The organism is Arcicella rosea (assembly GCF_040543805.1).
GTDB classification, from domain to species: domain Bacteria; phylum Bacteroidota; class Bacteroidia; order Cytophagales; family Spirosomataceae; genus Arcicella; species Arcicella rosea.
Genome location: NZ_JBEUMS010000016.1, coordinates 1 through 12,598, shown reverse-complemented (window position 1 = coordinate 12,598; position 12,598 = coordinate 1). Strand labels below are relative to the sequence as shown.

At 33.9% G+C, this 12,598-nt stretch carries 10 protein-coding genes; 3 read left to right on the top strand and 7 right to left on the bottom strand.

The window, feature by feature from the left end; genetic code table 11:
- Positions 1 to 4 precede the first annotated feature (4 nt).
- A complete protein-coding gene (locus tag ABID42_RS18860; protein WP_367284988.1) occupies positions 5 to 601 on the bottom strand; it encodes an NAD(P)H-dependent oxidoreductase in 597 nt (198 codons plus the stop codon).
- 94 nt (positions 602 to 695) lie between these two features.
- Here ABID42_RS18860 and ABID42_RS18855 point away from each other — a divergent pair, with 94 nt between their 5' ends.
- Together ABID42_RS18855 and ABID42_RS18850 are read left to right on the top strand one after the other, a co-directional pair.
- On the top strand, positions 696 to 1,601 hold the full coding sequence (locus tag ABID42_RS18855; protein WP_367284987.1) for a LysR family transcriptional regulator: 906 nt from the start codon (positions 696 to 698) through the stop codon (positions 1,599 to 1,601).
- Positions 1,602 to 1,638: 37 nt separating this feature from the next.
- On the top strand, positions 1,639 to 2,541 hold the full coding sequence (locus ABID42_RS18850) for a histone deacetylase family protein (protein ID WP_367284986.1): 903 nt from the start codon (positions 1,639 to 1,641) through the stop codon (positions 2,539 to 2,541).
- A gap of 253 nt (positions 2,542 to 2,794) precedes the next feature.
- Here the strand turns inward: ABID42_RS18850 and ABID42_RS18845 are convergent, their stop codons facing one another.
- Both ABID42_RS18845 and ABID42_RS18840 read right to left on the bottom strand, forming a co-directional pair.
- Positions 2,795 to 3,205, bottom strand: a complete 411-nt coding sequence (locus tag ABID42_RS18845; RefSeq protein ID WP_323325171.1) for a hypothetical protein — start codon at positions 3,203 to 3,205, stop codon at positions 2,795 to 2,797.
- Positions 3,206 to 3,413: 208 nt separating this feature from the next.
- Positions 3,414 to 4,637 carry an alpha/beta hydrolase family protein gene (locus ABID42_RS18840; protein ID WP_323689236.1) on the bottom strand — a complete coding sequence of 408 codons (1,224 nt, stop codon included), beginning with the start codon at positions 4,635 to 4,637 and terminating at the stop codon, positions 3,414 to 3,416.
- A gap of 299 nt (positions 4,638 to 4,936) precedes the next feature.
- Here ABID42_RS18840 and ABID42_RS18835 point away from each other — a divergent pair, with 299 nt between their 5' ends.
- Positions 4,937 to 7,738, top strand: coding sequence for an outer membrane beta-barrel protein (locus tag ABID42_RS18835; RefSeq protein ID WP_367284985.1), 2,802 nt, complete (start codon positions 4,937 to 4,939; stop codon positions 7,736 to 7,738).
- 153 nt (positions 7,739 to 7,891) lie between these two features.
- Here the strand turns inward: ABID42_RS18835 and ABID42_RS18830 are convergent, their stop codons facing one another.
- The 4 genes from ABID42_RS18830 to ABID42_RS18815 form a co-directional block, all read right to left on the bottom strand.
- Entirely contained in the window at positions 7,892 to 8,659 is a 768-nt protein-coding gene (locus ABID42_RS18830) for an SDR family NAD(P)-dependent oxidoreductase (protein WP_367284984.1), read from the bottom strand.
- A 36-nt stretch (positions 8,660 to 8,695) separates the two neighbouring features.
- Positions 8,696 to 9,784 carry a carboxypeptidase-like regulatory domain-containing protein gene (locus ABID42_RS18825; RefSeq protein WP_367284983.1) on the bottom strand — a complete coding sequence of 363 codons (1,089 nt, stop codon included), beginning with the start codon at positions 9,782 to 9,784 and terminating at the stop codon, positions 8,696 to 8,698.
- Positions 9,785 to 9,908: 124 nt separating this feature from the next.
- Complete coding sequence (locus ABID42_RS18820) at positions 9,909 to 11,894, bottom strand: S9 family peptidase (protein WP_367284982.1); 1,986 nt, start codon at positions 11,892 to 11,894, stop codon at positions 9,909 to 9,911.
- 269 nt (positions 11,895 to 12,163) lie between these two features.
- Positions 12,164 to 12,403, bottom strand: coding sequence for a hypothetical protein (locus tag ABID42_RS18815; RefSeq protein WP_367284981.1), 240 nt, complete (start codon positions 12,401 to 12,403; stop codon positions 12,164 to 12,166).
- Positions 12,404 to 12,598: the final 195 nt, after the last annotated feature.

Sequence of the window (12,598 nt, the reverse complement as noted above, 5' to 3'; positions counted from 1 at the left end):
GATGTTAGTTTAAAAACGTTTTACGGAGATGTTCTTGATACAGATTCATATCTCTTGCAATATTACTATTTTTCTCCACATCGTGAAAATGAAAACTCTCAAGTGGCTTCATTCCTGTAAAAGCATTCATTCTGTGAAAACCAAATAATGGACCATCATCTACACTTCTTTCCATAAAGAATTCATTCGGTAAAGTAAACGCTTCTTTAGGTGCATTCCACGAAGTCGTCAGCATATACTTTGTGTTTTTTAACATTCCTCCTGTACCATAATTGATAGCAGGGTTTGCCGATGAACGTCCATCACTATGATAAATACCCTTGTTATAACCTTCAGTAAATACAACGTCAATATACTTTTTCAAATCGTGTGGTAATTGAAACCACCAAATGGGCGTATGATAAATAATTACATCTGCCCAAACATATTTTTCAACTTCTTCTTTAGGGTTATATTCTTCGTTGATGTTCGTAGTTTTTACTTCGAAATCAGCATGTTGATTGAAAAAACTGATACTTTCTTGGAAAATTGTTTCATTGAATCTTCCGCCAGAATGACCGAACTTTTGTCCGCCATTAATGATAAAAACTTTTGTTGTCATGATTTCTTTGTTATTGATGGAACAAAAGTAGAAGGCGAATATGTATTATAAAAATAAGATGATTTATAGGAAAGTATCATTAAAATAATAGCAAATGGTAAACTTAGAATGGTATCGAACTTTCAAAGTAGTGTATCAAACAGGAACTTTGACCAAAGCAGCAGAGCAATTATTTATTTCTCAACCCGGAGTTAGTTTACATTTAAGTTCTTTAGAACATTATGTAGGCTATAAATTATTTGATAGAACGGGACGAAAAATGATTCCGACTGAAAGAGGCAAAGTACTCTATAATTTTACGATTGAAGCTTTGAGTAAATTAGAAGAAGCCGAGAAGAATTTCCAGAAAAGTACCGAGAAACATACACCAACTATTAGCTTAGGAATGTGTTTTGAAACCTTTCAGAATGCTTTAGAAGAATTTATTCCAAGTTTTGATTTTAATATCATTCTACAATTTGGTGAATATCCTTTGATGATTGAAAACCTAGAAAAAGGTATTATTGATTTGATTATCACACCACAAATATTAGAAAAAGAAGGCATTGAATATTTTCCTTTTTCTTCTGAAAAAATCATTATGGTTGGCGGTAACGAAACAGATTTAGAAGCCTTTAATAAAGTATTAGCGATGAACGATGACGAAATGCTTGAAAAATTGCTTAAAAGTCAAAAATGGTACGGAACAACGGGCGACATGGAACATCTGAGACATTTCTGGCAATTGAATTTCAATAAATATCCAGATTTTCGCCCCAATTATATTGTTCCAAATTTGAATTCTATCATTCGATGTTTAGCACAAGGACAAGGTTTGGCAATTATTCCAGATTTTTTATGTCAGAAAGAAATTGATAAAGGAAATATTCAGTTAATCTGGGAAGGGAAAAGTATTTTAAAAAACACCATCCATTTTGCTCATCGCAAAAAGACAATTTATGATAAGGAAATAGCTTTGATTAAAGAAAATATAGCGAGTAAAATGAAGGGAATAAACTAAGTAATTAGAATCTATAGAAACATCTGAAAGTTATTTTATGCTAAAAATTGCTTATTCTCCAATATATCAACATCCATTGCCAGAAGGCCATCGTTTCCCGATGTTAAAATATGAGCTTATTCCTGAACAACTTTTGTATGAAGGTACTTGCAATAAGGATAATTTCTTTACGCCTGAACCTGTTGATGAACAATGGATTTTAAAAACACATACAAAAGCATATTGGGAAGATTTGAAGTACTTGAGACTTGAGCCTAAAATGATTCGTAAAATTGGCTTTCCGTTATCAGAGCAATTGATTTTAAGAGAAACGATTATTACTCAGGGAACGATAGATTGTTGTCATTTTGCTTTAGAAAATGGTATTTCCATGAATGTAGCTGGCGGAACACATCATGCTTATTCTGATAAAGGAGAAGGTTTTTGTTTATTGAATGACGTAGCGGTAGCGGCAAATTATTTATTGGAAAATCATTTAGCAACAAAAGTACTCGTCATTGATTTGGATGTTCATCAGGGAAATGGAACGGCAGAAATTTTTCAAAACAATTCAGCTGTTTTTACTTTTTCAATGCACGGAAAAGAGAATTATCCATTGCATAAAGAACAATCTGATTTGGATATTGAGCTGAAAACTTATACCAAAGACGAAGAGTATTTGAATATTCTTTTCGAAACATTACCTAAATTAATCAAAGAGCAGAAACCTGATTTTCTCTTTTATATTTCGGGTGTTGACATTCTGGAAACCGATAAATTAGGGAAATTGAGTGTGTCAAAAGAAGGATGTTTTAGAAGAGATGAATTTGTATTTGAACAAGCTATCAAAAATAAATTATCAATAGTTGTATCAATGGGAGGAGGATATTCTCCAAAAATAATTGATATTGTAGAAGCTCACTGTAATACTTTTAGGTTGGCTCAGAAGATGTTTTTCTAAATGATAAATATGATTCATACTTAATTTTTTCTTAAATAAGTAAGTATGAAGAGATTTCAATGTTTTTGGGATTTATTCTCGTCCTTACTTTTTGTCTTGATACAAAAAGTAACAAAAAAATCAAGAATTCCTAAACTCGCTCCGCTCAAACAGTAGGAATTCGCTGTCCATCAATCACAAAAAAGCGGTCAAAATTAGTTTTTTGACCGCTTTTTTGTGATTTTAAAATTAGGGATAATACATGTTTTTATCATTAAAAAATAGAAATATCGTCTTTGAAAGTATCTGCTTTTTTGTCTTTTTTAACTTTTTCGAAAGTTACTTTCTTGGTTTTACATTCTGTTTTTAAGCCTTTTTGAATCTGTAAATTATGTTCAAAAAACTCTATGGCTCGCTGTACTTTCTTTTTGTTGATGGTCAGGAAATACGGTTGACGACCATTTTTTTGTATCAAACGAGCGTCTAATTTATAAATAGTTCCTTCTGGAAAATCAGCGATAATTTTTGTTGGGCAACCAATTTTTAGGTCGCAGGGAATAGCTTGTCCATCAATGGTTTTTAATCTCGGACGGTTACGACGAGTATCAAAGTACACCTTAGCGTAAATGTCCAAGAAGATTTTCTTCTCTAATTCGGGCATTTCAGAAATTAGCGAAAGTTGCATTGATTTTTAAGGGATTTTAATGGTTTTGATAAAATTATAAACAATAATTCAAATTTTCAATAGCCTAGCAAGAGTTATGAATTATTATTTATGAATTATGAATTTTAAGTATTGATATTTAGCACTTCAATTCAAGTAATAACGACGTTAGCTTACTGATGCTATCTAATCATTTTACTTAGATTTTCAAAACCGTTATAACGTTTGTTTATTTTTTACCATTGAAAAAATTGAAAGTTCCGATGGCATAATCTTGTAAAGTTGAGCCATGTGTTCCACCAGCCTTTGTAATTAAAGTAACATTGCCACCTTTTGCTTTCATGGCAGTAACGGCTGTAGATGAATTCAGATAAAATACTTGTTGATCAGCATTACCATGATACAATTGTGTCTCAGTTTTTGGAGCCCAGTCAAAAACGTCGTTGTCTTTCACGGCGTTTAAAAATTGAGTATCTGTTCCATCATTGATATTCTTTTTGAAAGCATCAGCAAAAGCAAGATTGAAACTTACGGGTACATTTGCATTATTGCCATTGTTTTGAATATCCGTAGCATAAGGTTCCTTGAAATAAGTATTCATCGCTCTGTTGAGTCCGTAAATACGGTTATAAGTTTGTACTACCCAAATATAAAGTTGATTGTACTCTGGAATCGCATGAGTAGTTTCGTTAATCAAATACTTCATGAAAGCCGTTTTATTATAAGCGCCAGCGCCACAAGAAGAAGCCACTAAATTGAATTCAGTTGGGAATTGTTCTTCAATTTTCTTTTGTAAAGACATCGTAGCGAAACCGCCTTGAGAGTAGCCCGTAATCATCAATTTTTTACTCCAGTTTAGTTTTTCAGTCGTAATAAATTCTTTAGAAGCACGAATCATATCCAAACTTGCTTGTGCTAAACTTTCACGATGTTCATAAGGATGAACAATACTTTTTGAAGCTCCATAACCAATATAATCTGGGCAGGCAATGATATAACCATTTGAAGCGAAAAGTGAAGCAATCGTGTAAGACTCGCTACTTGTTCCATAGTTTGATGGAGCATCGTTATCAGAACGAATCGTTCCGTGTTGTTGGCTGATTAACGGTATCGCCTCAGTAGTTTGTGGTACAATTAAAGCACCCGAAGCTTGAATTTCAGTGCCGTCTGTATTCTTGGTTTTGTAAATAATTTTATAGGCTTTGATGTCATATTTCAACAAACCGCTAATGAATATTGCTACAAGTGGGTCGTTGATTCCGCCCGTTAGCACATCAGTTCTGGTTTTTAGTACATCTTTTGAATAAGTACCAATCAGCGTGCTACTTACTAAGTACTGATTACTTGGGATTGGGTCTGGGTCACTGATTTTATTCTTACAACTTGCAAACCAAATGCCTAGACAAGTCATTAAGAAATATAATACTATTTTGTGTTGTTGAGGTTTATTCATTTTGTTGTTTTTGGTTTACTAACGATGAAGACAATTAATTATTTAAGAAATGAGGTCCAAAATTTGGTATTTGTTTAAGGGATTCAAAAAAAATAAATTTTATCATTAAACCATTATCATTGGACAGAATCTAAGGCATTTATATGAATTATCAAAGATAAACAATCCTTACAAATTCAAATTTACCATAAAAGAAATTAATTAGAGATAAGTCGCACAATTATTCGTGCTTGTCTCAAATCTGAGTGCTTCGACTACGTTTTTTTAAATTTGTGTTAAAATAAAAACAAACTTTCGCTATGAAAAAATTATTTATCCTCTTAGCCCTAATCCTATCTTGTACGAAATTCTATGCTCAAACAGTAATTAGCGGAGAAATTAGAGAGATGGCTACCCAAAAAACTTTGAAAAGTGCTTATGTATCACTTGTTAATCTTGCAGATTCTACCCGTAAAAGAACCATTCCTACCAACGATTTAGGAAAATTTCAATTTGCTCAAGTAAGAAAAGGAAATTATTCTATCCGTGTAAGCTTTTTAGGATATAAAGAACTCAGACAAAATATTACTGTTGCAGACGAGCCAACCATTGCTTTAGGTACAATGCTATTGATTGAAGATAGTCAGACCCTCAACGAAGTAAAAGTAGTTGGGCAAGTAGCTGGGGTAATTCAGAAAAAAGATACTTTGCAATTCAACGCAAGAGCTTATAAAGTAAATCCTGACGCTAATGCTGATGAATTAATTGAAAAATTGCCGGGTGCTGTTGTTGAAAATGGCAAAATGCAAATTCAAGGGGAAGAAGTAAAACAAGTAATGATTGATGGAAAGCTTTTCTTCGGAAAAGACGCAACCGCAGCCATGAAAAATATTCCAGCTGAAGTAATTGATAAAATTCAGGTATTTGACCAATTGAGCGAACAATCACAACTAACGGGATTGGATGATGGTAATACGACTAAAACCGTAAATATTACAACTCGTCCTGATATGAGAAATGGTATTTTCGGTAGAAATTCAGCGGGTATTGGTACAAACGATTCTTATAGAGTAGGTTCAAGTATTAATCGTTTTAAAGGAAGTAGCCGTTTAACGGTTTTGTTTCAATCGAATAATATTAATCAACAAAACTTTTCTTCTGAAGACCTTACAGGAGTAGCAAGTGGAAGTGCGCAGTCACGTAGAGGTGGTGGCGGAGGTGGAAACCGTGGTGGCGGTGCTGGTGGCGGAGGAGACAACTCTAGCAACTTTTTGGTGAATAATCAACCGGGTTATAATACCACTAATGCTTTTGGCTTAAATTACTCGAATGAATGGGGAACAAAATTGAAATTGCAAGGAAGTTATTTCTTGAATCAATCAAGTAATTCTATCGTAGAAAACAGTTTTCAACAATATATTCAAAGCTCAAATGCTGGACAAACCTATGCTGAAAATAGTAATTCAAGTACAAAAAGCTTGAATCATCGTGCGTATTTTAGGTTAGAATACAAAATTGATGATAACAATTCATTAGTAATGACACCAAATTTAAGTTTTCAAACCACTGATGCGAACTCTGGTTATGACGGTGTTACTAGCTTGAAAGGAAGTAGCTTGAATGATGTTTTAAATAAAAATGCTAGTAATAATAACGCCATTAATTTTTCAAATAATCTCCTTTTCAGACACCGATTTGCTAAAATGGGTCGTTCGTTGACGTTCAATGTAACGACTACTTATAACGACAGAAATGCTGAAGGTTCGTTGAAATCTGTTAATAATTTTTACGGAACAAATCCATCTGCTAGAATTTTAAATCAGCGTTCAAATACTGATGCCAATGGTTTAGGGCTTTCTACAAGTTTATATTATTCAGAACCTGTCAGTAAACAAAGTGCGGTTTTCTTGAGTACAAGTTTTGGTTATAATGAAAACCAGTCGGAAAAATATGCTTATAATTTTTCTGATTCAGAACAAACTTACAACCGTTTGGATACTTTGTTGAGTAACGTTTTCAATAGCGATTATTATAATTATAGAATTGGTACAGGTTTTCGTCAGTTTTCAAGAAATATGAATATTTCTGCCGAAGTGCGTTATCAAAATGCACATTTGATGAACGAACAAATTTTCCCTAAAACTTATAATTTAGATAAGAGCTTCAATAATATTTTGCCTTCTTTTTCAATGCGTTATAATATTAATGGTAATGCTAAATCTGTGCGTTTCAATTATCAAACCCAAACCCAGCAACCAAGTATTAGCCAATTGCAAGAAGTAGTTAATAATAACAATCCATTAAGATTATCAACTGGTAATTCTTCGTTGACTCAGGAGTATCAGCATCAACTTTCATTACGTTATACGGCTACAAGTCCAACTACTTTTTCAAATTTTGTTACTTTGATGAGTGCCAATTTTGTAGTAGGAAATATTACTAACAGCAGTTTTATTGCTACAAGAGATACTGTAATCAGTAAAGACATTACTTTGAAGGCTGGTTCTCAACTTTCTCGTCCTGTTAATTTAGATGGACAGTATTCGGTGAGAGGTTTTATGTCTTATGGTTTCCCTGTGAAAGCTATCAAGTCAAACATCAATACCAATCTTACAGCAAGTTTTTCAAGAACGCCTGGTTTAATTAACACAGCTTTGAACTACAGCGATTCTCAACGTTATGCTTTTGGTTTAGTGTTGAGTAGTAATATTAGCCAAAATGTTGACTTCACGATTTCGTCAAATTCAAATATTAGCTTTGTTCAAAATACCATCTCAAATAGTTTGAACAATAATTACTTCAACCAAAATGTAAAGTTGCGTTTGAACATTATTTTCTGGAAAGGAATTGTGTTTAATACAGATGCTACTTATTATTCAAACTCTGGACTTTCGTCTTCGTTCAATCAATCTTACACATTGTGGAACATGGCTGTAGCGAAGAAATTGTTTGAAAAACAACAAGGAGAAATTCGCCTGTCTGTATTCGATTTATTGAAATTAAACACAAGTATTCAAAGAAACGTAACAACAACTTATATCGAAGACAATCAATCGAATGTACTTCAACAATATTTTATGTTAACGTTTAGCTACAATTTGAAGAAATATTGGAAAAGCTAGAAATAATTATGAGTTGTGAATTATGAGTGATGAATTGTGAATTTTATTCGCTACAACTGTTGAAAAAAGATAGTATTGATGAACTTGTTTGAAAGAAGAGCAATTTTTTAACTCACAACTCACAACTCACAACTCACAACTCACAACTCACAACTAATAAGGCGAAGGCCCAACAGAAGTCCAACCACCATCTACTACGATACATTGACCAGTGATTTGTCTGGAAAGTGGAGAAACTAAGAAAAGTGCGGCATTGGCAATGTCTTGAACAGTAGCTGGGCGACCAGTAGGAGTAATCCTCGACCAAGTTTCAAGATAATTTGCATCACTTAAAGTCCGTTCTGTAAGTGTTGCACCAGGAGCAACAGTATTGATATTTATTTGATGCGGGGATAGATCAACCACTAAATTTTTAGCCAGTTGTTCTATCCCCGCTTTTGTCATTCCATAAGCCGCCAAATATTTATGTGCTTGATGCCCCGTCACTGAAGAAGTTAATAAAATACTTCCACCATGTCCTTGTTTTAACATTTGTTTACTTGCCGCTTGTGTCAAGAAGAAAGTACCGAATAAGTTTACTTGTAAAATTTTCTGCATTGATTCTGGTTGATATTCCCAGAAATCTCCAAAAGTAGTAATGCCAGCATTGGCAATTAAAATATCTAATTTCCCAAAACTTATTATTGTTTTCTGAATCAAGAGTTGGATACTTTCTAAATCGGCAACATCTCCACCAAAAGCTTCACAAATTCTTCCATTTTCACGAATTGTTTTTGCTGAAGATTCCGCCAAATCCTCATCAATATCGTTTAGGATTACTTTCGCACCTTGTTCAGCTAGTTGTTTTGCAATTTCAAAACCAATGCCAATACCTGCACCAGTGACAATCGCTACTTGGTTTTGGAAACGTTGTTCAAGCATATTCTTATGTTTTGTTTCGTACTGTTTTAATAATTCTTATTCAGGTTCATAATCGGAAGGTAAAGCCGTTCCGATACGATAATTACCCATGCTTCCCGAAAATTTTAAGGACTGTGGAGGATACAATTCTCCTTGTGAAGTTAGGTATTTTACTTCATTTTTGTTGGAAAGCTCTATACTGGTATGTTCATAGCGCATGTAGCGATAACGATAATTGGCTTGTTTGTTATTTTTACCTTCATAAACAATTTCGATAGGAGTGTTAAGTTTGAGAAAGTACTGATGATTGACAGAATCTGGCTCTATCATTTTATCTAAATCTATCTGAAAAGCTTTGTTTGTTAACTTTAGATAGAAATCATTCATGTTGTAATTAACCAAAGTATCTTTAATCACTAAAAACTTATTTTCTTTCAATTGATGCCTTATCAAAGATTTAAAGAAATGGTTTGGTGAACCCCAATAAGCTTCTTTTCGGTTTTGTTCCCAAGTATTTTGTTCTGTTTGGTTTTGTGCTTTCAAGGGTTCAAAACGAGTAATACCTAAATAGGAAACATCACCATTGGTTTTGTATTGAAATTCTTTCAAAGTACTAAATACTTTATAGCCAAGTTTGTGATTGATGATTACGAGTGGTTCATCACAACTGGCAAAGAGTTTGTTTTCTTCCCAAAACAGTCGGATTTTATTTCGATTTTCAATTTCATAATCTTCATTTTTTTCACTTTCTCCGAGAAATTCTCTTTTAAAAACTTTATAATCTCTAAGCCATTGCTTGCTTACTTTGCCTTCAATTTTTACTTCAAGTAATTCTTTGCTGACTGGCATTAATTTGAAAGTAAGTGTTTTATCAATCAATTGTTTACTCTCAAAAACAGAACTAATCGTACTATAACCAATAAATGAAGCACCAATTTGTATGGTTCCGAAAGGTACTTTTAGCGTGAATTCTCCATTTTCATTGGTAATCGTGCCAATGGACGAGCCTACTACAAAAACCGTTGAAAAAGGTAAAGGTTTATTGTTCTCTTCGTCAATTACTTTGCCTTTAATCGTTGCTTGACTGAACGATGAGTAGGAGCAAAGGAGCAGTAAAAAAACAGATTGATAAAATATTTTTTTCATAAAGTATTCTATCGTTTAGGGTTGTTTTGATGTGTGTGTGTGAAAAAATAGACATAAAAAAATCTGAGAATGAATGTATAAAATAATACAGACATTCCCAGATATGGTTTATTTGTTTTGTTAATTATTTCTTCAAATACTTTCCAAACCATTTCAAATAACGCTCAAAGCGGTCGATTTGAAAACTTGGGTTTGTAATGCCATGAAATTGCCCCGGATAAATAATCAACTCCGTTGGAATTCCTACTGATTTGAACGCTTGATACATTTGTTCACTACCGATGGCTGGCACGTTAAAATCACTTTCCCCTACCATAAATTGTGTTGGCGTTTTGATTTTTTCTACTTTCAAGAATGGATACGAAAGTGCAATATATTTATCAAAATTCTTCCAAGGCGCTCCTAATTCGTGTTCATATTGTAAAATATACTGGTCTGCTCCATACATTGACGAAATCATTGCTACACCTGCGCCACTTGATGCTACTTTAAAACGAGTATCCGTTGCAATGGTATAATCTGTCAGGATTCCGCCATAACTCCAACCGCCAATACCCAATTTTTCTGGGTCAGCAATGCCATTATTTACTACATAATCGGTTGCCCCCAAAATATCCATTACTTCTTTATTGCCCCAATCGCCAGAAATTACTTTGCAATAAGCTAAACCTCTACCGTTTGAACCACGATAATTTACCGCCACCACATTATAACCAGCGGCAGCTAACATTTGGCGACTTAAATCAAAACTGTACTCATCCTGAGCTACTGGACCGCCATGAATAAAGAAAATCGTTGGAAGTTTCACAGTTTTTGAAGCATTCGCTGGGCGATACAAAAGGTTTGAAACCAAAGTGCCATCTTTACTTTTTGACGTAAAACCTTCAACACTTGCTAATGATAAAGGTGCTAAGAAATCTTCATGATGTTTGGTCAATCGTCTTATCGCATTATTTTCAAAAACATACAATTCGGCAGGAGTTTGCGGGTTACTCATCGTCGTTAAGAAAGTACCAGCAGGATGTCTCTCTAACGTAGTAAAACTTCTTTCACCATCAAGGAGTTTGGTGATTTTTCCGTCAGTAGCGTTGAATTGTGCAATGTATCTTGTACGGTCGTCGGCTACTAAAGCCAGAATGGAAGCACCATCTTTTGTCCATTTATGTGAAGAAACAGGTCTGTCTAAAGATTTTGTTAAGAGCTTTGGCTCGTCTCCATCTTTGGAAATTGTACATAAAATAGATTGGTCGTACATGATGTAAGCTTCTGAAGAAGTAGTTCTCAAGTACGCAATTTGTTTGCCATCGGGGCTCCAAACAGGTGAATAATCTCTTCCCGTCCAAGTTGTCAATTGTTTTGCAGGAGCATTGGCTTTGGCATCCATCACAAAAATATCTGAATTAGCATTTTTGTCTGGGTCATCTGTATGATTACTCAAAAAAGCAATCTGTGAACCATCGGGCGACCAAACGGGTGATTCTTCTTCAAAATTTCCTTTCGTTAAAGTATCAATCTTTTTGGTTTCAATGTCAAATAAATATAAATGCGTTGAGCTTCTGGTGATATAACCTTCAACATCTTTTTTAAACTGAAAGCGGTCGATAACGATTGGTTTGGGTGCTTTTGATTTAGAAGTATCTGCTGAAACTTTAATGACCAAAGCAATTTTTTTACCGTCTGGCGACCAAGCGTATTCTTCTAAATCACCTTTTTTCAGGTCGGTCAATTGTTTGGCTTCGCCACCTCTTCTGTCCATCAACCAGATTTGACCACTGGTTAAACCATTTCTTGAAGAAACGAATGATAAATATTTTCCGTCTGGACTCCAACGAGCTTGAGATTCTCCATCAGGTGTGTGCGTTAATTGAACGGTTTCTTTCCCATCCCAAGAAACCATGTAAACATCGGCATTTCTTTTGTTTTTGGCTGAGTCGATTGTTGAAAGTGTGTAACTGACCCAATTGCCTTCAGGAGAAATCTTGGCATCAGTAACAGTTTTTAAACGATAAACATCAGAAGGTTTTAAAGGACGTTTGACAGGAGGGGTTTGAGCGGATAAATTGAAACTCGCCCAAAGACAAAGCGAGAGTAATAATAAATGTTTTTTCATGTTGTTGAAGATTTTTGAATGAAATCGAAGATAAGAAAATTCCCCAAAGGATTTGTTAATCTTTTGGGGAATTTTAGGAATGATGAATTAGGTCAGTACATTACGAGAGATTCAATTTTGGAAAAAAAAATTTCATAATTAAATTTTTTGTAGCGGCAAACCCTTGCGGTTGCCGTGTTGAGTGCGGCAACCGCAAGGGTTTGCCGCTACAAAATCTGTTTTAAAAACAAATCTAAACCTCGTACAGTATTAATGATGAATGATTAGTTTCAATACACTTGAGTATTGTTTATATGCTCTTGAGCATTGTTTTGATACTCTTGAATATTGTTTAGATATACTTGAGTATTGTTTATATGCTCTTGAGTATTGTTTTGATACTCTTGAATATTGTTTATATGCTCTTGAGTATTGTTTTGATGCTCAAGAGTATTGTTTATATACACTTGAGCATTGTTTTGATACTCTTGAGTATTGTTTATATACTCTTGAATATTGTTTATATACACTTGAGCATTGTTTATATGCTCTTGAGCATTGTTTATATGCTCTTGAGTATTGTTTATATGCTCTTGAGTATTGTTTATATACTCTTGAGCATTGTTTATATGTGTCTCACCCTAAAAAAGCTTGACAGTATTTTGGGTTAAAACTGAATTAATTGTCAAGTTTTTTTTATTGTATTACCAAGATTACGACATTTA